This is a genomic window from Desulfurellaceae bacterium, assembly GCA_021296095.1.
Taxonomy (GTDB): domain Bacteria; phylum Desulfobacterota; class Binatia; order Bin18; family Bin18; genus JAAXHF01.
The window spans coordinates 1-24,724 of sequence record JAGWBB010000007.1 but is presented as its reverse complement, the minus strand read 5'-3'; the positions used below and the strand labels follow the sequence as shown (position 1 = coordinate 24,724).

The window sequence follows — 24,724 nt, the reverse complement described above, 5'->3', positions numbered from 1 at the left end:
CCGGCTCAGCCAAAGAGTTCCTTGACCTTGTCAAAAAAGCCGCGACTCTGCGGATGACCATCCGCTCCGTCAAGCTCGGCAAATTCCTGGAGCAATTCCCGCTGGCGGCCGGTCAATTTACGCGGCGTTTCCACCGTCACCCGCACGAGTTGATCGCCACGTCCGCCGCCGCGCAGATCGACAATGCCCTTGCCGCGCAGACGAAACACATTGCCCGACTGGGTTCCGGCCGGAATCTTCATCTTGAGCTTGCCCTCAAGCGTCGGCACCTCGATATCCGCTCCGAGCGCGGCCTGCGGAAAACTGATCGGCACCTCACACACCACCTCGGTATTCGCCCGCTCGAACAGCGGGTGCTCGCGCACCCGAATCAGGACGTACAGATCTCCGGGAGCGCTGGCCCCCGGGCTGTGCTCGCCCTCTCCCCGCAGTTTGAGACGAGAGCCCGTATCAACCCCGGCCGGGATCTTCACCTGCAGGGTCGAGGTCTTGCGGACCGAGCCGCTGCCGTGACAAGTCGGACAGGGATCGGTCACCACCGAGCCCTGCCCGCCGCACTGATTACACGTCCGGGCAATGGTGAAGAAGCCCTGTTGAAAGCGAACCTGGCCGGTCCCGTGACAGCCCGAACAGGTCGCCGGACGGGTGCCCGGTTTGGCCCCGCTCCCCCCGCACGGCTGACAGACGCTGGTGCGGGGGATGGAGATGGTTTTTTCCGCCCCAAAAGCGGCTTCCTCAAAAGAAATCTCAAGACTGTAGCTCAGGTCTTGCCCGCGACGGGCACGACTCCGCCCGCCACGACCACCCGTGCCAAAGAAGTCGCCAAAAATATCGCCGAAAATATCTTCGAAATTTCCGCTGAAATCGAAGCCGCCGCCCCCCATCCCGGCCTGCTCAAACGCGGCGTGCCCATAGCGATCATACTGGACGCGCTTCTCACCATCGCTCAAGACCTGGTAGGCTTCCGAGAGTTCCTTGAACTTCTCCTCGGCGGCTTTATCTCCGGGGTTGCGATCCGGGTGGTACTGTAGGGCGGCTTTGCGGTAGGCCTTCTTGATGTCGTCCGCCCCCGCATCCCGACTGACCCCGAGCAGTTCATAATAGTCGGCTTTCGATGCCATACCCCGTCCTCTGCCCGTTCAATAAAAAGCCCCCACTCCTCCTATCGCGGCGGAGTGGGGGCCCGTACAGGCACGGTTTGTTCGCGTTGTCCGCCGCCGTTTATTTGACCTCTTCGAAGTCCGCGTCCACGATATTGTCCCGGTCTTTTGTCTGGCCTCCGCCACCCGCGCCCGCCTGGGGCCCGTCCGATCCGGCCGTGCCGTCCTGCGCATTGGCCTGCTGCTGTTCCTTGGCCGCCCGGGCATACATCGCCTCGGCCAGCTTATGGGAGGCTTGGGTCAGCTCTTCGGTCGCGGCCTTGAGGGCCTCAAGATCGTCGCCGTCCAAGACCTGTTTGGCCTTTTCCAGGGCCACGTCGATGTTTTTCGCGGCCTCGGCGTCAACATCGTCCCGATGGTCGGCGAGCGACTTTTCAGTGGAGTAGATCAGCGAGTCGAGCTGGTTGCGAGCCTCGATTCGCTCGCGGCGCTGTTTATCCTCGTCGGCGTGCGTTTCGGCGTCTTTGACCATCTGCTGGATTTCGTCCTCGGACAGGCCGCTCGAGGCCGTGATCTGGATCGACTGCTCCTTGCCGGTGCCGAGATCTTTGGCGTTGACGTGGACGATGCCGTTGGCGTCAATATCAAACATGACCTCAACCTGGGGTATGCCGCGCGGGGCGGGCGGAATCCCGACCAGATCGAACTGGCCCAGCAGTTTGTTGGCGTTGGCCATCTCCCGTTCGCCCTGGTGGACGCGGATGGTCACCGCCGTCTGACTGTCGGCCGCAGTCGAGAACACCTGGCTCTTTTTGGTCGGGATGGTGGTATTCTTCTCGATCAGCCGGGTGAACACACCGCCCAGCGTCTCAATGCCCAGCGACAGCGGGGTCACGTCGAGCAGGAGCACGTCTTTGACATCGCCGGTCAGGACCGCGCCCTGAATCGCGGCGCCGATGGCCACCACCTCGTCAGGGTTGACCCCCTTGTGGGGGTCTTTGCCAAAGATTTTCTTGACCCGCTCCTGAACGGCCGGCATGCGGGTCATGCCGCCGACCAGGACCACCTCCTTGATCTGGCTGGCGGACAGGCCGGAGTCCTTCAGCGCAGTCAAACACGGCGCCTCAAGCCGGTCGAGCAGGTCGGCGCACAGGGCTTCGAGCTTGGCCCGAGACAGCTTCATCGTCAGATGCTTGGGACCGCTCTGGTCGGCCGTGATAAACGGCAGGTTGACCTCCGTCTCCATGGACGACGACAGCTCGCACTTGGCCTTTTCGGCCGCCTCTTTGAGCCGCTGGAGCGCCATGCGGTCGTCGCGCAGATCCACGCCCTGATCCTTCCTGAATTCGTCGGCCAGATAATCGATGATCCGCTGGTCAAAATCGTCGCCGCCCAGAAAGGTGTCGCCGTTGGTCGATTTGACCTCAAACACGCCGTCACCGACCTCCAGGATGGAGATGTCAAACGTCCCGCCACCCAGGTCAAACACCGCAATTTTTTCGTCGGTCTTCTTGTCCAGACCATAGGCCAGCGAAGCTGCGGTCGGCTCGTTGATGATGCGTTTGACGTCCAGTCCGGCAATCCGTCCGGCGTCTTTTGTGGCCTGGCGTTGGGAGTCATTGAAATAGGCCGGAACAGTGATGACGGCCTCGGTCACGCTCTCGCCCAAGTAGTCCTCAGCCGTCTGCTTCATCTTCTGCAAGATAAAGGCCGAGACTTCCGGCGGGCTGTAGTTCTTGTCCCGGATTTCGACCCAGGCGTCGCCGTCCGACTCGGTCACGTGGTAGGGCAGCACCTCTCTGGCTTTGGTGACCATCGGGTCCTGGTAGCGATTGCCCATCAGGCGTTTGATCGAGAAGATCGTATTTTCGGGATTGGTGATAGCCTGGCGTCTGGCGATCTGCCCGACGAGGCGCTCTCCGCTATCGGTGAAAGCGGCTACCGAAGGCGTGATGCGGCTCCCCTCGGCATTGGTGATCACCGTCGGTTCGCCGCCTTCCATGACCGCGACGACCGAGTTTGTCGTTCCTAAGTCGATGCCAATTACCTTTGCCATGCCTCGTCTCCTTACGAAAAAACCTCAGCCTCCCAGCTACCCCTCCAGAGCTTAGTTAATCACCCCCTCACGGCTTGGCAACCGTCAGTCCTCAGATTTTTTGTCGGCAGCGTCTGGCCCATTTTCGATATCCGCTGCCGCGACCGGGGCTTTTGATACGCTGACCATGGAGGCCCGCAGCAGACGGTCGTGCAGGCTGTAGCCCGGCGTATGCTCCTCGGCCACGCTATTCGGGGGCAGGTCCTCGGTTTCGACCTGGGCCACGGCCTCATGTCGGGTCGGATCAAAGGGCTCGCCGGTGGCGCTCACCCGCGTCACGCCGTGCTTTTCCAGAACATCCAGAAACGCGCGCAAGACCAGCTGTACGCCCTCAATCAAGGGCTGGCCGTTGCCGCCCTCCTGAGCGTGGACAATGGCCCGTTCCAGGTTATCCACTACCGGCAGCAAGTCCCGGACCAGCGGCTCGTTGGCGAATCGCAGGGCCTCAGACTTGTCCCGTTGCATACGGCGTTTGAAATTCTCCAGTTCGGCCCGCTCACGCAGAAAAAGCTCGTAGTTTGCCCTGGCTTCAGCCTCTTTCTGACCGAGTTCGGCCTGAAATTCGGTCTGGAGTGCGGCGCGGTCGTCGGCTGCGGCCGGGTCAGCCTGCTGGGCCTCGGCCTCTGTTTGAGCCGCATCAGGCGATGGTGCCTGTTGGGCCGCCTCCTCAGCCTCCTCGGCGTGCTGCTGTCCGTCCTTGTCTTCCACAGCCACTTCACTCTCGTCGTGGTCGGTTTTCTGCATGCTGCGCCTCGTATATGGTGTAGGATACGCTCGAAAGAAGCGTGTGAATCATGTGTCCAGAAAAACTAAGAACCCGCCTGCGGACTGTCAAGCGGATGATTGAGCAAGATGGGCTACAATGAGAGAAGAGCGCAGCCCAGCTATCGTCCTCCGAACGCGTGCCCACGCCGAATCGGACAAAATTGTGACCTGTCTGTCGCGGGATTGGGGGAAGATCAGCGCCATCGCTAAAGGCGCAAAACGCTCACGACGCCGCTTCGTCAATGTGCTGGAGCCGTTCAGCCATATTCAGCTGCGCGTTCGGCCGAGTCGCAGCGAGGAGCTGCTGTTCCTCCTGGGCGCCGAACTGATACAGGCGTTTCGGCGTCCGAGCGATGACCTGGAGCGGTTTGCCCTGGCCAACTATATTGTCGAGTTGGCGGATGTGATGACCGCCGGACGTGAGGCCGGACAGGATCTGTATCAGCTCGTGCTGAGCGGGCTCGGCACCCTCGAAGTCCGGTCCGAGCTGTCGCCGCTGTTCGCCCCGCTGTTCGCCCTGCAAATCCTGCGCCAGGTTGGTTATGCGCCCGACTTCAGCACCTGTCAGCGGTGTGGAGCAAGCCTGGCCGAACAGGCTCAAGACGGCGCGGGCATCGCCCTGTCTTCCCAGCTGGGCGGGCTGCTGTGTCCGGGCTGTCATGGTCAGGGCGGCACGCTGTTGCGGCTGTCTCCGGAAACCGTCGCCGTCTTACGGGCGTATCACGATCCGCCGGCCGGGATATCGCCACGGACCAGGCAGGAAGTGCCGGCGCTGGTCACCCGCCTGTTGTCCCAACACCTGACCAGACCGCTGAAATCACTCGCTTTTCTGGATCAGGTGGGAGCGTGGGGCATGCGCCCTGAAGCCAGTGCATCCGAGCCGCCCAGAAATTGACCCTCCCCAGGCCGGATGCTAGGCTGTTTGCTTGTTCTCTTGACAAAGTCGCTCCAGGCGGTACCGGAACGGCACCACACGTCGCCGAGCGTATCGCGAGTAGAGCAGGAGACCGGCATGGACACTCCGAGGCCGAACGGCAGGATAAAAAAACCCCGCGAGAAGCGCTATGTGTATTCGTTTGGGGGTGGCAAGGCCGACGGCAAAGCCAGCCTCAACTGGCTGCTGGGCGGGAAAGGGGCCAATCTGGCCGAGATCGCCGGATTAGGCTTGCCCGTCCCACCCGGTCTCACGATTACCACCGAGGTGTGCTCCTACTATTACGGACACGGACGCACCTATCCCGAAGAGCTGCCCAATCAGGTCCGAACCGGCCTCAAGCGCATTGAGCGAATCATCAAGCGCCGTTTTGGCGACGCTAAGCGGCCCCTGTTGTTGTCCGTCCGGTCTGGAGCGCGCGTGTCCATGCCGGGCATGATGGACACGGTGTTGAATCTCGGACTCAACGACACCACGGTCCAGGGCCTGATTCGGCAGTCCGGCGATACGCGCTTTGCCTACGATTGTTATCGGCGCTTCGTGCAGATGTACGGTGATGTGGTGCTGGGGCTCAAACCCGAAACCCAGACTGCGGTCGATCCCTTTGAGCAGCTGCTGGAGCAGAAAAAAGCCGACAAAGGGGTGGAAAACGATACGGACCTCGACGCCCAGGATCTCCAGGAGCTTGTCATTGCATTCAAGAATCTGATCCGCGACCGGCTTGATGTCACCTTCCCCGAAGATCCGCACGACCAGCTGTGGGGAGCGATCGGGGCGGTGTTCGGCTCGTGGAACAATCCCCGGGCGGTGACGTATCGTCGGATCGAGAATATTCCCAGCGAGTGGGGCACGGCCGTCACGGTCCAGGCCATGGTCTTTGGCAATCTGGGCGAGGACTGCGCCACTGGGGTCGCCTTTACCCGGGATTTATCGACCGGCAAAAACGAGTTGAACGGCGATTTTCTGCTGAACGCTCAGGGCGAAGATGTGGTCGCCGGTATCCGTACTCCGCAGCAGATCACCCTGGCCGCGTCACGCCAGCGCGCCCAACGCGAGGGACGTTCCGAAGAGGAACGCAAAACCGCGTACCCGTCTCTCGAAGAACAGATGCCGGAGTGTTTCTCCCAGCTCCGGGAGGTGGCCGGGGTTCTCGAAACCCACTACACCGACGCCCAGGATATCGAGTTCACCGCAGAACGCGGCACGTTATGGCTGCTGCAAACGCGGGCCGGGAAGCGGACGGCCGCCGCGGCGGTGCAGATTGCGGCCGACATGGTCTATGAGGGACGGATAGACGAGGCTACCGCGATTCTGCGCGTCGCCCCGACCCAGCTCGACCAGTTGCTCCACCCAACCCTGGCTGCGGATGCGCCCAGGAAGCTGCTGGCCCGGGGGCTGCCGGCCTCGCCCGGCGCGGTCAGCGGCGAGGTGGTGTTTTCCGCCGAAGACGCCGAAGCGGCCGCCGGAGCCAGTCGCAAAACGATCCTGGTCCGGCTGGAAACCTCGCCCGAAGACATCAACGGCATGCACGCCGCCGAGGGCATCCTGACCGCCCGCGGCGGCGCCAGCTCGCACGCCGCCCTGGTCAGTCGCGGCATGGGAAAATGCGCGATTGTCGGCTGCGAGGCGCTTGAAATCGACTACGAGCGCCAGGAATTCCGTATTCCGGCCAGACAGCTGGTCGTCCACGCCGGCGAGTTCATCACCCTCGACGGGTCAACCGGCGAGGTCTTTCGGGGTCAGGTCCCCACCAGCGCACCGCAAATTGAAAGCCCGGCCTACCAGGCGCTGATGGCCTGGGCCGACCGGCGACGGCGGCTGCAGGTCAGGGCCAATGCCGATACACCGGCCGACGCCCAGACGGCCCGCGCCTTTGGGGCTGAGGGTATTGGTCTGTGCCGGACCGAACACATGTTCTTTGAGGGCGACCGGATCGACGCCGTGCGCGAGATGATCCTGGCCGAGAATACCGCCGGACGTGTCCGCGCCCTGAATAAAATCATGCCGATGCAGAAAGCGGATTTCATCGGTATTTTGCGGGCCATGGCCGGCCTGCCGGTGACGATCCGCCTGTTCGACCCTCCCCTCCACGAATTTTTGCCCACCACCAAGGAAGAGATCGCCGATCTGGCCAAAAAAATGGACGTGTCGGCCGAGCGCCTGCGGGTCAAGCGTAACGTCTTGCACGAACTCAACCCGATGCTTGGGCACCGGGGCTGTCGTCTGGGCGTGACCTTTCCCGAGATCTATGAGACCCAAACCCGGGCGATCATGGAGGCCGCCTGCGAACTGGCCCGGCAAAACGTCGAGGTATTCCCGGAAATCATGGTGCCGCTGGTCGGCTTTCAAAAAGAGCTGGAAATTCTGCGCGCCCGGATTGAGCAGGTGTGCCTGAGCGTCACGGCCAGCCACGGCCTCAAGATTCCGTACTCGATCGGCACGATGATCGAGGTTCCCCGAGCCGCCCTGAGAGCCGACCGGATTGCGCTGGCGGCCGACTTCTTTTCCTTTGGGACGAATGACCTGACCCAGATGACGCTCGGTTTAAGCCGCGATGACGCGGGCAAGTTTCTGCCCGACTATGTCAGCCAGGGCATTTTTGCCCAGGATCCGTTTGTCTCGCTGGATGAAGAGGGGGTTGGCTCGTTGGTCGAGCTGGCCGTCGAGCGCGGTCGGATGGCTAAGGCCGACCTCAAGATCGGGGTGTGCGGCGAACACGGCGGCGATCCGGCCTCGGTTGATTTCTGTCACCGCGTCGGCCTCGACTACGTCTCGTGCTCGCCCTACCGGGTGCCGATTGCGCGCCTGGCCGCAGCCCACGCCGTGCTCCATAACCCACCCGCACCGGTCCGTCCAGCACTGCGAACCCGTCGGGAGACGGCCCAGCCTGCGGCCAAGTAGGGCGGTTCGGGCTGCAGGGCATGGCACGCCACACGATTGACGGACACACCCGGACGGTCGGGATCTTCGGCGACCCGATTGCCCACACCCGTTCGCCGGCCATGCACAATGCGGCCTTTCAGGCCCTGGGGCTGCCGTATGTGTATCTCCCGTTTCACGTGCGTCCGGCCGATCTGGTCAAAGCCGTGCACGGTGTGCGCGCCCTGGGTCTTCTCGGCCTGAACGTCACCGTTCCGCATAAAGAGCGTATCGTCCGCTGCCTCGACGGCCTCAGTCCCGAAGCCGAGCTGTGCGGCGCGGTGAATACGGTCGTGAATCAGGACGGCCAGCTGTTTGGTGACAATACGGACGGCCGCGGTTTTTTGAACTCGCTGCAAGAGGCCAAGCTCGCTCCACGCGGCATTGAGGTCGTTCTGATCGGCGCGGGCGGTTCAGCCCGGGCCGTCCTGGTGTCTCTCATCCGGGCGCGGTGTGCCGTGGTCAGGATTGTCAACCGCACCCAGGCCAACGCGCGCAAACTCGTCCGTACCTACCGTCGGACGGGTGAAACCCGGCTTGAGGCTTTACCGCTCGACGCCCTGCGCGACCCGACCGTTGTGTCCGGGGCCGGGCTGGTCATCAACGCAAGCGCGGTTGGCCTCCACGACGACGAATTTCTTCCCCTGGCCTACACCGCAACCCAGGCCAGCTGCCTGTTCTACGATCTCCTGTATCGCCCCGACCGGACGCCTTTCCTCAGACACGCCCGGGCGGCCGGGCGGCCGGTGATGGACGGACGACGGATGCTGCTACATCAGGGCACGCTTGCTTTTTCCCTGTGGACAGGCCGTCCCGCCCCCCTGGAGGTGATGGACCGGGCTCTGCAACGCGCTCTGCGACAGACCGCCTGAAGTGAGGAATCGGTATGCCGATCTTTCGTTGGCAGGGGGTCGGCCCCCGGGGCGAACGGCTGACGGGTGAAATGGACGCGGCGAGCCCGGCTGTGGTCAGGTCGCGGCTGCGGGCCGAGCGCATCCGACCGCTGGACCAGACCATACGCCCCAAGCGGCCGCGGTTTGGAGCGGGACTCTCCATTCCCGGCCTAGGACACAAAGTCCGTCAAAAAGACCTGGTCGTTTTCACCCGGCAATTTGCCACCATGATTGACGCCGGCCTGCCTCTCATACGCGGGCTCGACATCGTCGCCCGACAGACAGACAACACCGCCTTGCAGGACATTCTCAGACAGGTTCGCCACGACGTTGCAAACGGCACGCCGCTGGCCGAGGCAATGGCCAAGCACCCCAAAATCTTCACCGATCTGTACACCAGTATGGTCTCGGCCGGGGAGGTCGGCGGCATCCTGGATACCATTCTGACCCGCCTGGCCGGCTCTCTGGAAAAGGCGCTCCGCCTCAAGAGCAGCCTGACCGGCGCCCTGATCTATCCGCTGAGTATTATCACCGTGGCCATGGCGGTCAGCGCGGTGTTGCTCATCTTTGTGGTTCCGGTTTTTGCCCGCATGTTTGCCAGCTTCGGTCAGGCCCTGCCGCTCCCGACCCAGCTCGCGATTCAGCTCAGCGATTTTCTGCAGACCTACATTTCCCAGTTGCTCATTCTGCTGGTCGGACTCATCCTTGGCCTGCGCAGCCTGTATCGCACCCAAGCCGGACGCTCCGTCATTGACCGTGGCGTACTGCGCTTCCCCCTCTTTGGTCCGCTCATTCGCAAAGCGGCTGTCGCCCGCTTCACCCGGACCCTGGCCACCCTGCTGTCGTCCGGCGTACCACTGCCCGAAGCGCTACTGGTGACCGGCAGCAGCGCGGGCAACACCGTTGTTGAGCGAGCCGTGCTGGCCGCCCACCACGCCATTCGTCAGGGCAAAGCCCTGTCCGAACCGCTGGCCGCAAGCCAAGTCTTTCCGCCCATGGTCTCCCACATGATTGAGGTCGGCGAGCAGACCGGCGCGCTTGACCGCATGCTGGAGAAGATTGCCGACTTCTACGAACAAGAGGTAGACGCGACGGTGGCCAACCTCAGCGCGCTGCTCGAACCCGTGGTCATCGTCTTCCTGGGGCTCGTTATCGGCGGCCTGGTCGTTGCCATGTACCTGCCGATTTTCACTCTTGGTGCGGCGATGATGGGCTAGGCAGACGGGAGGATTCAGGACGGCCCAGCCGGTGCTCAGCCTTCGATCAGCGCTTCCAACTCGGTCCGCTCAAGCGTGAACCGGGTGTTACAAAACTCGCAGGTGACCTGGGCCACGCCCTGTGTGTCGAGCAGGTCCTGGACCTCGTCCCGACCCAGAGCGACCAGCGCGCCCAGGACGCGATCCCGACTGCACCGACACACAAAACGCACTATCTGTTCCTCGATTACCGACGGGCTGAACGCACCCACCACCTCGTGCAGGATGTCGTGGGCAGTGGCGCCACGGCGCACCATGTCGCTGACCGGTCGGGTCTTCGCAACCGTGTTTTCGAGCTGCCTGATGAGATCGTCGGGCGCCCCGGGCATGGCCTGAATCACAAAGCCACCCGCCGCGCTCACGCTCTCGTCGGGCTGGACAAACACGCCGAGGCTGACTGCCGAGGGGATTTGTTCCGAATTCAGCAGATAGTGGGCGACATCCTGGCCGATCTCTCCCGACACGATGGGCAGAATGCTGCGGTGGGGGGCGGTCAGCCACGGCTGAGAGCGCATGACCACAAAGGTCCCGCTGCCGACCGCCCCGCCGACATCGAGCTTGCCGTTGCGGGAGGGCAGATGCGTCCGCGGGTGATACACAAAGCCGCGCACGTCGCCGCGGGCGTTGGCGTCAACAAAAATTCCGCGCAACGGCCCCTTGCCGACAAACTGCAAGGAGATCGTCTCGTCCTCTCGCAACAGACTGCCCAGCAGCAGGCCAGCCGTCATTGTGCGACCCAGAGCGGCGCTGGCGGTCGGGGCTGTGCGGTGACGCCGACGCGCCTCATCCACCAACTGGGTGGTGACGGCCGCCACGGCTCGGATTGCCCGCCCGGCTGCGGTTGTCCTGACTAAGCCATCGGCGCTGTCCATGCTGTCCTTCCCGACGCCCTCCTGCAAGGCCGCCTATGCGGAAGCCCGGGTCTGGCGCGAGCGGACCGACTTCTTTTTGGTCTTGGCCGGGGTCTGGGGGGTCGCCTTATTCAGCGGAACACATTCCACAATCTCCAGACCGTAGCCGGGGAGACTCACCAGGCGTCGTGGCGAATTGGTCAGCAAACGCATCTTGCGGACGCCAAGGCTGCGCAGGATTTGCGCCCCGATCCCGTAATCGCGAAAATCGTTCGGCTGCGAGCCCGGTCCGGAGACGACAGCCTCGCGGGCCGCACTGCCGCGTTTCCTCGGCGACGCTTTTTCACGCAGCAGCTGTGCCCCCTGTCCCTCCTGTCTGAGATACAGAATCACCCCTTTGCCCTCGGCTTCAATCAGTTCCATTGAGCGTCTGATCAGCGCGCTGGTATTGGCCGCGCTATAGCCAAAGACATCGCCAAACACATATTCGGTATGGGCTCGGACCAAGACCGGCTCCTCGGGTGAAATCTCGCCCTTGACCAGCACCAGGTGCTCCTGATCATCAACATCGCTGGTATACACGTGGGCGGCAAAATCTCCCCCCGAGCGCGTTGGCAGGCGGGCCTCGTCCACGTGATGGACGAGAGAGTCGTGACGCAACCGATACTGGATCAGGTCGGCAATCGTTGCGATTTTCAGATTATGCGTCGCCGCGAATTCTTCCAGGTCGGGTAGGCGGGCCATGGTGCCGTCATCACGCATGATCTCACAGATGACGCCCAGGGGCTTGAAACCGGCCAGACGGGACAAATCGACCGCCCCCTCGGTCTGACCGGTCCGCACCAGCACGCCCCCCCGACGGGCGCGCAGGGGAAAAACGTGGCCGGGCATGACAAAGTCTTCAGACCGCGCACCGTCCCGCGTTGCGGCTAAGATAGTCACCGCCCGATCCTCGGCCGAAATCCCACGTCCGACACCGTTTTTGGCGTCAAAGGAGACGGTAAAGGCGGTCCCCAGCGGAGCCGTGTTCTTGTCCACCATCATGGACAGGCCCAGCGCATCGGTCTGCTCCTCGGCCATCGGCATGCAGATCAGGCCCCGGCCGTATTTGGCCATGAAGTTAATCGCCTCGGGGGTGACGGCCTCGGCCGCCATACACAGATCGCCCTCATTTTCCCGATCTTCGTCATCCATCAGAATAATCATCCGACCGGCCCGGATTTCTTCGATCGCGTCTTCTATCGAGGTAATGTATGGGCTGGTATGATCCGGCGGGCTTGGGGGGGGAACGGAAAACATACTGGCGCTCCTTCACAATCTGAGATGTTCGGTGGTCGGACCGAGCGGGCTCACCAGCCAGCTTGTGTGTGCTTATACACCCTCGCCTCGGGACCTGTAAAGTGGCGGCCGGCAAATCGGCCCGGCCGCCGGCTGAGCCATACGTCACCGGCTTGACCGGCTGGTGCGGCGCGGCTAGAGTGGGACCGTCAACAGGGGAGTCTGTGGAGGGCAGACACGCGCATCGTCTTCATCCCATGACCTGGGAAGACGCCACACGCCAAAGAGGATTGGGGACTGAGCACTCTGCGGCCAGCCTGTCAGCGTAAGGAGAGGGTTGATGCCACACGTCACCATCCTGGGAGCGGTTGACCTCCGCCAAATCATCATCCGCCGGCCAGAAATGTTTCTCCGAGACCCGGAGGGCATCAAGCGGGTCAGCGAGTACTACACCAATACCGATTGCAGCAAACTGCTCCTCGAAGCGCTCGTTATTGAGCCGGGGAAAAAACAACAGTTCTTTTTCCAGGTCAACAAGAAGGCCAACGGGGCCGTCGTGCGGCTCGATCCCATCAGCGATGCGGAGAAAACGACCGGCGTCAAGCGTCTGCTGGGCCAGGTAGCGTTCGCCATCAAATCGCTGTTTCCGGGCTCGCGCTACGGCAAGACCAATATCGCCGATTTCATTCCCGATCACGAGCGCCCGAGCAGGGCACGCGGCAAGAAACTTCGGGCGGTGGCCTAGACGCCGACCGGTGTTTCACCAGCCGAGCCGTCCCCGCCGCCAGGCGGATGCGGCGAGCCCGATCTTATACCAGCTGCTGAGGCTGATACGCCGACCGAAGACCCGAAACTTCTGGGCCACGATCTCGTCGAGCAGGCGGCGGTAGATGAAGTGCATGGCTTCTGCCGCCGCCAGGCTGCGCCGGTCTTCTTCGGCCAGCGTGGCTGCGGCCCGCCGATAGTACTCTCGGGCTCGCTCCTGCTCAAAACCCATCAGCCGGACAAAGGCCTCGTTGTACACCCCGGCGCACAATTCCTGTTCGCTGTAGCCGTGGGCGACGATGTCCTCGGCCGGCAGATAAATCCGCCCCCGTTCGGCGTCCTCGCCCACGTCACGCAGGATATTCGTCAGCTGGAGCGCCAGACCCAGGTTCACGGCGTAGTCGGGGGTCTGAGGATTGCGGTAGCCAAAGATCTCAATGCAGATCAGTCCCACCAGGCAGGCCACATGGTAGCAGTAGTCACGCAGCTCATCGAAGGTCTGGTAGCGTGTGCGGTGCAAATCCATCTCCACGCCGTCGATAATTCCAGCCAGGTGCTGACGCTGAATGGGAAAGCGCTGGATCGCATCGGCCAGCGCGTGGGAGATGGGATGGCGGGGTTTCTGGGTGTAGCAATAGTCCAGCTCTTCCCGCCACAGGTTGAGCAGCCGGGCTAGGGTCTGGGTCCGACTGTCGCGTGTCTCGGGCGCGGTTTCGGCGGCACGGCCGCCACGCCGCGTCGCGCCCGTCGGTGCGGCGGGCTGATCGGTGATATCGTCCATGAACCGACAGAAGGCATAGGTCGCGTACAAGGCGTTGCGGCGTTCCTTGGACAGCAGACGAAACGCGTAATAGAAGTTTGAGGAACTCTGGCGGGTCACCCGGCGGCAGTAGGCATACGCTTCGGCAAGGGAAGAGACAGGGCGAGACGGGCTAAAAGGATCGTATTCCTCGGATCGGGGCGGGGTCTGACTCACCGTGGGCCTTCGGGATCGTCTCAATACGCGTGTGTCTTCAGACCGGCTCGCTTACGCCGCCGCCCCGGGCTGTAAGCGCGTGATCAGCTGCCGGGCCTGGGTACGCGCCCAGCTGTCGGCTTCGAGCAGGCTGTCGAGGTCGGTCACCGGAGCAGGCGTGTGGGCGTCCAACACCCGCTCATTGAGCGCGGCAATATCGGGGAAGCGCAGCTGCCCGTTCAGGAAGTGCTCAACCGTCACCTCATTGGCCGCATTCAGCACGGCCGGACACGTCCCCCCCTGCCGCAGAGCCGCATAGGCCAAGCCCAGGCACGGGAATTTGTCAAAATCGGGGGCAAAAAATTCGAGTTGCGCCACCGCAGTCAGATCCAAACTGGGCAAGTGTTTGAGCGGCAGGCGGTCAGGATAAGCCAAGATATACGAAATCGGGACGGCCATATCGGGAATCCCGAGCTGGGCCAGTACCGAGCCGTCCATATATTCGACCATCGAATGGACAATGCTCTGCGGATGGACGATCACCGACACCTGTTCCGGCGGCAGATCAAACAGCCAGCGCGCCTCAATTACCTCAAGCCCTTTATTCATCAGGGTCGCCGAGTCGATCGTGATCTTGTTGCCCATCTTCCAGGTCGGATGCTGGAGCGCCTCTTCGACACTCACGTCGGCCAGCTCGGCAGTCGGACGTTGTCGGAAGGGACCGCCCGAGGCGGTCAGCAGAATGCGCTTGACCCGCTCGCGGGTCTGCCCCTGGAGGGCCTGGAAAATCGCGTTGTGCTCGCTATCCACCGGCAGCAGGCTTACGCCGGACCGCTTTGCCTCGCGCGTCATCAACTCGCCGGCAATGACCAGGGCTTCTTTGTTGGCCAGCGCAATGGTTTTGCCGGCCCGTATACCGGCCAGGGTCGGCGGGAGTCCGACAGCTCCGACCAGGGCGGCCATCAGCATGTCGGCCTCGGGATGGGTGGCCGTCGCCAGCAGTCCTTCCGCCCCGCACAGGACCGTGCCGCCAAACTGGGGCAGCTGGTCTTTCAACGCGCGTGCGTCATCTTCAGTGGCCAGGGACACCAGATCGGGCTGAAAACGCCGCACCTGCTCCACCAGTTTGGCCACATTCCGGCCTGCGGCCAGTGCCACCACCTGAAACTGCTCAGGAAACCGTTCGGCAACGGCGAGGGTTGTCACGCCGATAGAACCGGTTGAGCCCAGTACGGCCAGCTTTCTCATCACCGTCCCTCACCTGCTCAGAGCGGCGCCTCGCCATTCTCGCCGGCCCCGCTCTGTTGATCGAACTGTTGTCCACGGCTCAGAGGAAGCTGGGGCGCGTCACCAATCCCCATAAACTGCATGCGAACCGAGCGGGGACGGGGACCGTCGAGTTCGGCGAAAACAATACGCTGAAACTGGCCCAACACCAACTCTCCGTTTTCCACCTGCAGGGCCAATGAGCCGCCCAGCATGATGGCCCGCAGGTGGGCGGCCGCGTTCTTGCGCTCGCAATCGGACAGCATCGGATCGTTATGCTTGTAACCCGTCTTGTCGGTCACCACCCGACGCAGGAAAGCATCCACGTCATCCCACAGAGCATCCTGGGTCTCGGTATAAAAGACACCGGTCGTGGTATGCAGGGTGGACACCACCCCCATACCATTGCTTACCCCACTCTCAGCCACAAACTCCTTGACCTGTTGGGTCAGATCGAACAGCTGGACCTGGGTTCGGGTGTCAAGCTGGATTGTCTTGGACCGAATAATCATGCAACACCTCTCCATACGCTATCAGCCGCGCTCACCCCAAAACCATCCTCCGGCGTTTTTGAGGCAGCCGTTATGGGTCGTTTTTTGAGCCGCCTGTTCCTTCCCAACAAGACGGGAGACAGCAGCCTGCTCTCCCCCCGGATTTCATGCTGCTGCTACTAACCGCTCGGTCAGGAGACGACAAAAAAAGAGAGGGAGTCCTTCCTCTCTCTGCGTTTCACCCGGCGATCATAGAGACTGAGACTGGGCCTGTCAATCGCCACCCCGCGCTCCGTCCTCCGGTTCCTCGCCGGCCATAACTTTGGTACCCTGGGGGCCGGATTGCAGCCTGACAGGGAGGGTTTGCATGCCTGATCATTCGACATTTCGCCAGGGTCTGTGTGTCGCCCTCTTCGTCGCTCTCCTGTCCGTGCCAGGTAGACACGCCACGGCCGAGCCGGATCGGATCGCCTACATCCATCATACCGGAGACCTGTATACGATCAGGCCGGACGGCACCGACCGCCGGCAGCTGGCCTCCGGCGAGCTGTTGCAGCCCGTCTCGGGCGCTGTCCCGTCTTCCTTCTCCGTCTCCCCTGCCCAGTCCCGACCGGCGAGTCGGGCGGCGTATAGCTGGCCGCTGTGGTCACCCCGGGGAGAACGGCTGGCCTGTTTTCGGATCGTCCTCGACGAGCACGGCCAGACCGGAGAGCTGTATATTTTCGACGTGGCCAGCTCACGGGTGCTCAACGCCTACACCGAGCCCGGGCTGCGGCCCATCTACGCCTACTGGGCTCCCAACGGACACCAGCTGGCGGTGTTGCGCAACCGGGCCGACACCTTATCCCTGGATCTGTGGCCCGCTGTGGGCTGGCAGGCGCCCACCATGATCGCCCGGGGCGCACCGTTCTATTTTGACTGGCGCGCGGATGCGGCGGCACTCCTGGTCCACCACGGCCCGAGCGGCCAGACTGAGCAGCCCGGCGGCCATGCGGTCGGCCTGCTCGATATTGAGAGCGGCCAACGCAAAACCGTGTCCCACAGCCCGGCGTCTTTTGGCGCGCCGTCGTGGTCTTTCGACAGCCAGTGGATGGCTTACGGCGATGACCGACAGCGGCCGGTCTCGCTCATGATCGCTCCGGCCGACGGCGGCAGTCCCAAGCCGTTTGCCAGCGTCTCGCAACGCATCGCTATCGGCTGGTCTCCAACCCAGACGCTGGTGGCGGTGGCCACGACCTCACTGCCGGGGGGAGCGGTGTTCGAAGAACTGCGGCTCATCGACATTGCCAGCGGCCAGATCCGCCGCTTGGTCACAGAGCCTTTCGTCGCCTATTTCTGGTCGCCGGACGGGAAACGGATCGTGTACGCCCGGCGCCGCCCCGGCAGCCGGCTCAGCACCTGGGTGGTTGTCAGCGTGGCCAGCGGACAGACGAGCGAGGTCGTTGACTTTGCCCCGTCTCGGACGCTGAACCAGGTGTTCCGCTACTTCGATCAGTATGCCCTGTCGCATCGGCTCTGGTCGCCCGATAGCCAGCGGTTCGTCTTTGCCGGCAGCGCCGGCTCAGACGCCCACCCTCTCCTCGGTATCCGCCATCCCCGGGTGTATGTGGTGGAAGCAAAAGCACGAGCCATCCCCCAGGTCGTGGCCGACGGCCACATCGCCTTCTGGTCCCCACGCTGAAAACCGGCGCCTCGCCCATCGTTTGCCTAAAAAGTCAGCAATGCCTATCATTTGCCCAGAAGAATCCTGGCTTGGGGAAAAAATGCGACAGTTTCCTTGCCGGATCGTCTCGTCCAGTCTGGCACCCACTTTGCTGAGGTTAGGGAGGGGCCCGGTCGCCGTGTTGACCACGAGCGCCTGTATTTTCGCTCTGGAAGGAGAGAGGACATGACGCGCAGCAGGAGTATCGGAAGGTATTTGGCAAGACGGTTGGCAAGACGGTTCGGCTTGGGATTGGCAGGCAGTCTCGGTCTTGTGATGTACGGTCCAGCTCAGGCTTTGGCCCAGGAGACGGCATCGATTGACAGCGGAGACACCACCTGGCTGCTGACCTCTTCGGCCATCGTCCTGATGATGACCGCCCCGGGCTTGGCCCTGTTCTATGGGGGCCTCGTCCGTCGCAAGAACAGCCTGTCAACCATTATGCAGAGTTTCATCCTGATGGCCGTGATGAGCGTCCAGTGGGTATTGTGGGGCTATACCTTGGCCTTCGGGCCGGATATCGGCAGTCTCATCGGCGGTCTGGACTGGCTGGGGCTGGTCGGGGTCGGCGGCGAGCCGAGCGATTACGCCCCGACCGTTCCCCACCAGGCATTCATGATCTTCCAGGGCATGTTTGCCATCATCACCCCGGCGCTCATCACCGGGGCGGTTGCCGACCGCATGAAGTTCAGCGGTTTCCTGGTCTTCATAGTCCTGTGGGCCACCTTTGTGTACGACCCCCTGGCTCACTGGGTGTGGGGCGGCGGCTGGATCGGCGCCATGGGTGCCCTGGACTTTGCCGGAGGAACGGTGGTCCACATCAGCTCGGGCATTTCGGCGCTGGCCGCAGCCATCGTCCTGGGCAAACGGCGCGGCTATCCCCAGGAGCCGATGCCGCCCCACAATCTGCCCTTCACCGTCATCGGAGCGGCCCTGCTGTGGGTCGGCTGGTTCGGTTTTAATGCCGGCAGCGCCCTGGCCGCCGACGCCATTGCCACCAGCGCTTTTGTGGCGACCAATACCGCTGCGGCGGCCGCAACCCTGGGCTGGATGTTCACCGAGTGGGCGGTTCGGGGCAAGCCGACCGTGCTGGGTGCGGCCAGCGGCGCGGTGGCCGGCTTGGTCGGCATTACGCCGGGAGCGGGCTTCGTGACTCCCCTGGCCGCGCTCGTCATCGGGGCGATCGCCGGGGTATTGTGCTTCTTCGCCTGTAATCTCAAGAGCCGTCTGGGCTATGACGATTCGCTCGATGTGGTCGGGATTCACGGCGTCGGCGGAACGGTCGGAGCGCTGCTCACCGGTGTCTTTGCCTCACCGGCCGTCAACTCGGCCGGCGTGGGACTGCTGTACGGCAATCCCGGCCAGCTATGGACCCAGTTCGTGTCCGTCCTGGCCACAATCGTCTACTGCTTTGTGGTCGCCTTTATTCTGCTCAAGATAGTCGACACGCTCATCGGTCTGCGGGTGGACGAAGAGGACGAAGACCTGGGGCTCGACCTGTCCCAGCACGGCGAGAACGCCTACACCATTTGAATCATCGGTATCCCGCCGGTCGTCCGTGCGGCGCGGCGGGTGCCCTCCCCGCCGCGCAAGACGAGGCCACCGGCTCTCTCTTGCCTCTGACCTCAGCCCTCGACCGTCACCCGGTAGCCGGCGAATTTGCGGACGTTGAGCACCCCCGTATCGAACAGCAGATACTGCCCTTTGACGCCGGTCAGCGTCCCCTCGACCTCGGGCCGCTTGTCAAGATTGTGGGCGACCAGCTTGTCGGCATAGCGCTGCACGGGAAACCTGAAGCGGCGCGCTGGCGCGGCCGGCAGCGGGACGATCCGCCCCTCACCCGCAGTCGTGGCAATGCGCTCCAGCTCGTCCTGACACCGCTCAATCAGGGCGTCGCGCTGCGCCGACAGGTCACACGGCGGGGGTTCGCCGCTGAGCATCTTGCGCCAATCGGTTCGGTCGGCAACGTGTTTTTTCAGCACCACCTCGATCAGGCCCGCCAGATAGCGGCTGGCGACCCGGAAAACAGGCAGGGCCTGGACCGCTCCCTGATCCAGCCAGCGGGTGGGAATCTGGCTTGCCCGGGTAATGCCGACCTTGAGCCCCGAGGAGTTGGCCAGATAGACATAGTGGGGTTGCATGCAGTGGGCCAGGCCCCAGTCCGGCTGCCGGCAGGTTCCGGCCGCATAGTGGCACAGCTCGGGTTTCACAATGCACATGTCACAGCTGGCCAGGCTCTGGGAACACGGATAGCAGTGGCCCTGCTGAAAGCTCTTTTTTGTCCTGCGGCCGCAGGCAACACAAAAAATCTCCCCCTGGAAGCGTATCCGCAGTCTCGAGCCCAGCAGTCCGTTCAGCGCCAGCCCTTCCCCACCGACCGGCAGGGTATAGGAGACCGGAGTCGTCGCAGCCGTACGCATCTTGGCCAACTCTCCGTGCAGCGTCCTCATCCCCTGCCTGCCTTTCTGAACGTCTATCGGTGTGACTACTTCCCCCGCCATACGGGTTTGCGCTTGTCCACAAACGCGCGGACTCCTTCTCGGAAATCCTGGCTCATATAGGCGCGGATAATCAGGTCCTCGCCCAGCTCGCCCTGCGGCAGGCTACGCCGGTAGTGCTGCAAACGGCGGATCGCTTCCTTTGTCACCTGCAGGGTGATGGGGGCGTGGCCGGCAATCTCCTCGGCCACCTCTCGGACGTAGTCGTACAGGCCTTCGGCCGGCACGATGTCATTCACCAGCCCGGCCTGGCGCGCCTCGTCCGCGCCGACCAGCCGGGCACGAAACAGCAAGTCTTTTGTGCGCGCCGGTCCCAGCACGTCCAGCAGGCGGGCATGGACCGCCACCGACAGACAGTTGCCCAGGGTCCGGGCAATCGGCACCCCGATGCGGCTATCGGGCGTGCAGTAGCGCAGATCGCAGGCCAGGGCCAGGGCCGCGCCACCGCCGACCGCCACCCCCTCGATAGCAGCGATGGTCGGCTTATTGACCGCTTCGACCCGAGCCAGGACGCGCTCCAGCCGGCGTTCGTACTCAATCGCGTCGTCCGCCGTCCGAAAGGTCTGGAACTGGCTGATATCCGTCCCGGCCACAAACGCCTTGCCCCCAGCCCCGCGGACGACCAACACCCGGATATCAGCCTCGGCATCGACCCGCTCGCAGGCCTCAAGCAGGCCGTCATACATGGCCCAGGTCATGGCATTCCGAAACTCCGGCCGGTTAAAGGTCACCAGCGCAACCGGTCCCTGTCGCTCAAACACGATCTCAGCTTGGTTCACACGCACGCCCTCCCCTGTTCGGACCGCCGGACTCCTCGCTTGTTCAGCTCTGTCTCTTCCGATACTGCCTCAGCCATGCATTTTTTCAACACGTCTCCCGGACGGCTCGTCCTGCTGAGCATCGGGGTGGCGACAATTTCGACCGCCGCGCCGCTGATTAAGCTCATCCCCGAGGTGCCGAGCGTGCTGGTGGCGGCCTCCCGGCTCGGTTTCGCCAGCCTGATCCTGCTGCCCCTGGGCTGGCGACACCGCCACGCCGTCGGTCGCCAGCGGCCGGCCCTGGTGCTGGCGGCCGGTCTGTGCCTGGCCCTGCATTTTGTCAGCTGGATCGCCTCGCTGCGCTACACCTCGGTGGCCAGTTCGGTCATCCTGGTCACGCTCACCCCCCTGCTGCTGGTCCCGGCCGGCTATCTGATGTGGGGCGAGCGGCTGACCCGTCGGCTGGGTCTCGGGATCGGGCTGGCCATAGGCGGCAGCGTGTGCATCGCCTGGAACGATTTTCAGCTCAGCCCGCCGCAGGCCCTGTACGGTGACCTGCTGGCCCTGGGAGGGGCGGTCATGATGGCAGCCTATCTGGTGTGTGGACGGCTGGTCCGACCCAGCGTTCCGCTGCCGCTGTACGCCGGTCTGGTGTACGCCAGCGCGGCGCTATGCCTGTGGGCGGTGTGTCTGCTCAGCCCGGTGTCCATCCTCGGCTATGCCGGCTCGGCCTATCTGATCCTGTTGCTGCTGGGCCTCGGTCCCCAGCTCATCGGCCATACGGTTGTGAACTGGGCGCTGGCCTACCTGTCGCCCACCATCGTCGCCGTCGTCCTGCTGGCCGAACCGGTAGGCGCCTCCCTGCTGGCCTGGCTATGGCTCGGCGAGTCGGTGTCGTGGCTACAGGGCGGGGGCGGCGTCCTCATTCTGAGCGGGATCGGGCTGGTCAACGTTCAGGCCCAGCCCGCCGCAGCTCCACGATGAGCAACACAAAGGCCACGGCGCCCAGCAGCTCAAAGGCTTCCTCAACATACGGATCTTTAGTCGCCCGATCATAGATCCGTATCCCCCAATCGCGCTGGAAGGCGGTCGCCTTATCCCAGATCTGGCCCAGCCCGAAACACGCCAGGGTCAGCCCGGCCCATACCAGGCTGGCGGCCCGGCCAGAGTGCCGCAGCCCGGCCACCAGCAGCGGCGCCCGCCACGCCACATAGCCCCCCCAGGCCAGGCTCAGCCCGATTGAGGGCAGGCCGAGGATGAGCTTGGTGCTGAGCGGCACGCTGTCCCGAAACAGATACGCCCACGAAAACATCCGATCAGCGAAAAACTCCTGGTCCAGGTCCAGCTCTCGCCACACAAAGAAGAAGGCAAAGCCCAGGATAAAGACCCAGAACACGCGCGCCTGGCCCTCGGCCCGCCACAGGCTCAGCAGGCCCAGGCCCAGCGCCAGACCCAGCACCCCGGCCTGGACGTTCTGGAACAGGCCGTACTCCCGCATACTGAGCCACGCCCCGGCGTCGAGCAGGCCCAGCACCAGGGTTGCCAGACCGCAGCCGGCAAAAACGGCCAGCTGGGAGCCGGCGATGTTTCTTGACAAGATCCCATCCTCCTCGCACTATGCCTGCATAATACAGGAGGCCGTATGTCAAGCGAACACAACAAAGCCGTTGTCCGAAAAGCCATTGATGCCCTCAGCCGCGGCGACATGACCGGCTTTCTGGCCGATGCCGCCGACGACGTGTCCTTCACCCTGATCGGCTCCACCCCGCTGTCGGGCACGATTCGGGGCAAAAACACGATTGAGCAGGGGCTGACCAACATCCTGGGCGAGCGCCTCGAAGGCGGAGCAATCGCCATGACGATTGAGAATCTGATTGCCGACGGCGAGTACGTCGCCGAGCAGGCCAGCGGCGTATCCCGCACCCACGCCGGCAAGGACTACAACAATACCTACTGCCGGGTGTGGCGGATTGTGGACGGGAAAATTCACTCTCTGACCGAATACCTCGACACCGAACTCGTCAGCGACGCCCTGTGTGACTGAGGAGCGGCAGAATGGATTTTGGGATTTGTACCGCCTCGAAGATCGACGAGATCGGCTATATCACCCACGCCGAGAACCTGGGCTACTCGCACGCCTGGATAGCCGACAGTCAGATGATCTGGTCGGACTGTTACGCGGTTCTGGCCCTGGCCGCCCAGCAGACCCGCCGCATGAAGATTGGAACCGGGGTGTCGGTTGCCGGCACCCGCCTGGCGCCGGTCACGGCCAACAGCATCGCCACCATCAACCAGCTGGCTCCGGGCCGGACCTTCCTGGGCATCGGCACCGGCAACACAGCCACCCGGCTGATGGGTCACAAGCCGATGAAACTCAAGGAGTTTGCCGAGTACCTGCGGGTGCTGCGCGCCCTGTTGCGCGGCCAGGAGGTCGATTTCACCTGGCAGGGCCAGACCCATCCGGTCCAGTTTTTGATGCAGGACCACAAGTTCATCAATGTCGAGGAACCGATTCCGCTGTACGTGTCCGGTTTCGGTCCCAAGGCCCAGGCTCTGGCCGGGGAGTACGGCGAGGGCCTGGTCATGTCGGTGCCGCCCAACCCCGGCTTCATGCACCGCGCCCTGCAAAACGCCGAGGCCGGAGCCCAGCGCGCCGGGCGGAGCCTGGCCGACGACTTTTATACGGCCTCGCTGACCACGGTGGTGATGTTACGGCCGGGCGAATCCCTCGCCTCCGAGCGCGTGCTGCGCGAGTGCGGCGCGTTTGTGATCGCCTCCATCCACTACCTGTACGACAAGATTCGCCAGTTCGGCGGCGACCCGCCGGGCCACCTGCGCCAGATATGGGACGAGTACAGCGCCCAGGTCGAGGCCACCCCCGAGACCCACCGGCATATGCGCATCCACGCCGGGCACTGTACCTATCTGCTGCCCGAAGAGGCCAAATTCGTGACGCCTGAGCTGATCAAATCGACGTGTCTGGCCGGCAGCCCGGAGGAGATTATCGATCAGGTTCGCGGGTTGGAGCAGGCCGGGCTCAAGCAGCTCATGCTGCTGCCGTCGTTTGAGACCCAGTACCAGGTCATCGAGGATTTCGCCCACCAGGTGATGGACAAGCTGTGAGAGCGGCGGCGCTCAAAAGGCCCGGTGCAGCAGCGCCTCACCCCGCACATAGCGCCCCAGGTTATCCAGCCAGATGTCTGCCACGCGGGGCACGTACAGGGGTGAGGACCAGGCGTTATGCGGGGTCAGGAACAGATTCGGTGTCTCCCACAGGGGGTCGTCTTTTGGCCACGGCTCGGTCGGCAGCACGTCCAGACACGCCTGGCCAAGCTGCCCCGCCACCAGGGCGTCGCGGACCGCTCCGGTATCCACAATCGCCCCACGGGCAATGTTGATCAGGGTCGCACCCGGCTTCATCCGGGCCAGCTGTGTCCGGCCGATCAGTCCCCGGGTCTGGGGCGTGAGCGGTAGCGCCACCACCACAAAATCGGCCTCGGGCAAGAACGTCTCCAGCTCTGCCAGCGTCCCCTGCCGGTCGACCTGCTCGACCGCAGCCGCAGACTGCCTCAGCCCCAGCACCCGCATGCCAAAGCCCTTGGCGTAGCGCGCAACGCGACTGCCGATCGCGCCCAGGCCAATGACCAGCAGCGTCTTGTCGCTCAGGCTTTGCAGATCGAGCAGCCGCCACTCGCGGGCCCGCTGCTGGGCCTGCAAGTCACCCAACCGCTTGGCCGTCCACAGGATGAAACTCAGCGCAAACTCGGCCACCTCGGGCGCGTTGGCCCCCGGGCTGTGGGTCAGCATCACGCCCTTGGCGCGCATGGCGTCATAAAAAGGCCCGTCCACGCCGGCGTCTTCGGTGTGCGCCCAGCGCGGTTCGGGCAGGGCCGAGACCGTGTCGACAAACGCCCGGGTGTAGGCATCGCCGGCCAGGACGATCAGCTCACACGCGTCGGGCGGCTCTGACCACGAGCCGTCCGCTTCCAGCAGGGCCCAGCCGATATCCGGCGCAATTTGCCGGGCCGACGCGCCATAGCGCTCAAAAAATCCACGTCCGGTGGCGACTTTCATGGCAAAACTGGCCTGTCCGATCGAATGTCATCGCAGAACCCGCGCCCAAACGGCGACATCCGCGTGTGCCGAGTCAAGCACAGAATTCTCCAAAAGAACAGGAGGACAAGGCCGGCGCGTGGCA

Annotated in this window: 22 protein-coding genes; 10 read left to right on the top strand and 12 right to left on the bottom strand. The window is 63.5% G+C overall.

The genetic code is table 11. The annotated features are described in order from the left end of the window. Positions 1-5 precede the first annotated feature (5 nt). The 3 genes from dnaJ to grpE all read right to left on the bottom strand — a co-directional run bounded on the left by dnaJ (position 6) and on the right by grpE (position 3,939). Positions 6-1,121 carry a molecular chaperone DnaJ gene (gene dnaJ / locus J4F42_03195; GenBank protein MCE2484496.1) on the bottom strand — a complete coding sequence of 372 codons (1,116 nt, stop codon included), beginning with the start codon at positions 1,119-1,121 and terminating at the stop codon, positions 6-8. Positions 1,122-1,221: 100 nt separating this feature from the next. Continuing rightward, positions 1,222-3,156, bottom strand: coding sequence for a molecular chaperone DnaK (gene dnaK / locus J4F42_03190; protein ID MCE2484495.1), 1,935 nt, complete (start codon positions 3,154-3,156; stop codon positions 1,222-1,224). An 84-nt stretch (positions 3,157-3,240) separates the two neighbouring features. Further along, positions 3,241-3,939 carry a nucleotide exchange factor GrpE gene (grpE, locus tag J4F42_03185; GenBank protein ID MCE2484494.1) on the bottom strand — a complete coding sequence of 233 codons (699 nt, stop codon included), beginning with the start codon at positions 3,937-3,939 and terminating at the stop codon, positions 3,241-3,243. A gap of 118 nt (positions 3,940-4,057) precedes the next feature. On the opposite strand from grpE, the gene recO reads away from it, so the two are divergent. The 4 genes from recO (at position 4,058) to J4F42_03165 (ending at position 9,923) form a co-directional block, all read left to right on the top strand. Further along, on the top strand, positions 4,058-4,855 hold the full coding sequence (recO, locus tag J4F42_03180; GenBank protein MCE2484493.1) for a DNA repair protein RecO: 798 nt from the start codon (positions 4,058-4,060) through the stop codon (positions 4,853-4,855). Between the two features lie 117 nt (positions 4,856-4,972). Further along, positions 4,973-7,795: a pyruvate, phosphate dikinase gene (gene ppdK, locus J4F42_03175; protein MCE2484492.1), complete on the top strand. Its 2,823-nt coding sequence runs from the start codon at positions 4,973-4,975 to the stop codon at positions 7,793-7,795. A 20-nt stretch (positions 7,796-7,815) separates the two neighbouring features. Beyond that, positions 7,816-8,685, top strand: coding sequence for a shikimate dehydrogenase (locus J4F42_03170; GenBank protein ID MCE2484491.1), 870 nt, complete (start codon positions 7,816-7,818; stop codon positions 8,683-8,685). Between the two features lie 14 nt (positions 8,686-8,699). Continuing rightward, positions 8,700-9,923, top strand: a complete 1,224-nt coding sequence (locus tag J4F42_03165) for a type II secretion system F family protein (GenBank protein ID MCE2484490.1) — start codon at positions 8,700-8,702, stop codon at positions 9,921-9,923. A 35-nt stretch (positions 9,924-9,958) separates the two neighbouring features. Here the strand turns inward: J4F42_03165 and hslO are convergent, their stop codons facing one another. Continuing rightward, positions 9,959-10,834, bottom strand: a complete 876-nt coding sequence (gene hslO, locus J4F42_03160) for an Hsp33 family molecular chaperone HslO (GenBank protein ID MCE2484489.1) — start codon at positions 10,832-10,834, stop codon at positions 9,959-9,961. Positions 10,835-10,867: 33 nt separating this feature from the next. Further along, on the bottom strand, positions 10,868-12,112 hold the full coding sequence (ribB, locus tag J4F42_03155; protein ID MCE2484488.1) for a 3,4-dihydroxy-2-butanone-4-phosphate synthase: 1,245 nt from the start codon (positions 12,110-12,112) through the stop codon (positions 10,868-10,870). A 319-nt stretch (positions 12,113-12,431) separates the two neighbouring features. On the opposite strand from ribB, the gene J4F42_03150 reads away from it, so the two are divergent. Continuing rightward, positions 12,432-12,836 carry a hypothetical protein gene (locus tag J4F42_03150; GenBank protein MCE2484487.1) on the top strand — a complete coding sequence of 135 codons (405 nt, stop codon included), beginning with the start codon at positions 12,432-12,434 and terminating at the stop codon, positions 12,834-12,836. Positions 12,837-12,851: 15 nt separating this feature from the next. Here J4F42_03150 and J4F42_03145 read toward each other — a convergent pair whose 3' ends face one another. Genes J4F42_03145 through J4F42_03135 form a run of 3 tightly spaced genes read right to left on the bottom strand, consistent with a single transcriptional unit; the run spans position 12,852 to position 15,589 of the window. Beyond that, entirely contained in the window at positions 12,852-13,832 is a 981-nt protein-coding gene (locus J4F42_03145; GenBank protein ID MCE2484486.1) for a squalene/phytoene synthase family protein, read from the bottom strand. Positions 13,833-13,883: 51 nt separating this feature from the next. Then, entirely contained in the window at positions 13,884-15,059 is a 1,176-nt protein-coding gene (locus J4F42_03140) for a 1-deoxy-D-xylulose-5-phosphate reductoisomerase (protein ID MCE2484485.1), read from the bottom strand. A 17-nt stretch (positions 15,060-15,076) separates the two neighbouring features. Further along, on the bottom strand, positions 15,077-15,589 hold the full coding sequence (locus J4F42_03135; GenBank protein MCE2484484.1) for a secondary thiamine-phosphate synthase enzyme YjbQ: 513 nt from the start codon (positions 15,587-15,589) through the stop codon (positions 15,077-15,079). A 346-nt stretch (positions 15,590-15,935) separates the two neighbouring features. On the opposite strand from J4F42_03135, the gene J4F42_03130 reads away from it, so the two are divergent. Together J4F42_03130 and J4F42_03125 are read left to right on the top strand one after the other, a co-directional pair. Further along, on the top strand, positions 15,936-17,249 hold the full coding sequence (locus tag J4F42_03130; GenBank protein ID MCE2484483.1) for a PD40 domain-containing protein: 1,314 nt from the start codon (positions 15,936-15,938) through the stop codon (positions 17,247-17,249). Between the two features lie 339 nt (positions 17,250-17,588). Beyond that, on the top strand, positions 17,589-18,803 hold the full coding sequence (locus J4F42_03125; GenBank protein MCE2484482.1) for an ammonium transporter: 1,215 nt from the start codon (positions 17,589-17,591) through the stop codon (positions 18,801-18,803). 92 nt (positions 18,804-18,895) lie between these two features. Here J4F42_03125 and J4F42_03120 read toward each other — a convergent pair whose 3' ends face one another. Together J4F42_03120 and J4F42_03115 are read right to left on the bottom strand one after the other, a co-directional pair. Continuing rightward, positions 18,896-19,720, bottom strand: coding sequence for a DUF2797 domain-containing protein (locus tag J4F42_03120; GenBank protein ID MCE2484481.1), 825 nt, complete (start codon positions 19,718-19,720; stop codon positions 18,896-18,898). Positions 19,721-19,755: 35 nt separating this feature from the next. Next, the gene (locus tag J4F42_03115; protein MCE2484480.1) at positions 19,756-20,547 is read right to left on the bottom strand and encodes an enoyl-CoA hydratase/isomerase family protein; all 792 of its coding nucleotides are present in this window, start codon (positions 20,545-20,547) and stop codon (positions 19,756-19,758) included. A gap of 75 nt (positions 20,548-20,622) precedes the next feature. On the opposite strand from J4F42_03115, the gene J4F42_03110 reads away from it, so the two are divergent. After that, positions 20,623-21,510: a DMT family transporter gene (locus tag J4F42_03110; GenBank protein ID MCE2484479.1), complete on the top strand. Its 888-nt coding sequence runs from the start codon at positions 20,623-20,625 to the stop codon at positions 21,508-21,510. Here J4F42_03110 and J4F42_03105 read toward each other — a convergent pair. Beyond that, the gene (locus tag J4F42_03105) at positions 21,473-22,123 is read right to left on the bottom strand and encodes a hypothetical protein (GenBank protein ID MCE2484478.1); all 651 of its coding nucleotides are present in this window, start codon (positions 22,121-22,123) and stop codon (positions 21,473-21,475) included. The genes J4F42_03110 and J4F42_03105 overlap by 38 nt on opposite strands. 45 nt (positions 22,124-22,168) lie before the next feature. Here J4F42_03105 and J4F42_03100 point away from each other — a divergent pair, with 45 nt between their 5' ends. Next, complete coding sequence (locus J4F42_03100; protein MCE2484477.1) at positions 22,169-22,570, top strand: nuclear transport factor 2 family protein; 402 nt, start codon at positions 22,169-22,171, stop codon at positions 22,568-22,570. An 11-nt stretch (positions 22,571-22,581) separates the two neighbouring features. Next, positions 22,582-23,649 carry an LLM class flavin-dependent oxidoreductase gene (locus J4F42_03095; GenBank protein MCE2484476.1) on the top strand — a complete coding sequence of 356 codons (1,068 nt, stop codon included), beginning with the start codon at positions 22,582-22,584 and terminating at the stop codon, positions 23,647-23,649. Positions 23,650-23,661: 12 nt separating this feature from the next. On the opposite strand, the gene J4F42_03090 is transcribed toward J4F42_03095, so the two are convergent. After that, on the bottom strand, positions 23,662-24,600 hold the full coding sequence (locus J4F42_03090; protein MCE2484475.1) for a D-2-hydroxyacid dehydrogenase: 939 nt from the start codon (positions 24,598-24,600) through the stop codon (positions 23,662-23,664). Positions 24,601-24,724 lie beyond the last annotated feature (124 nt).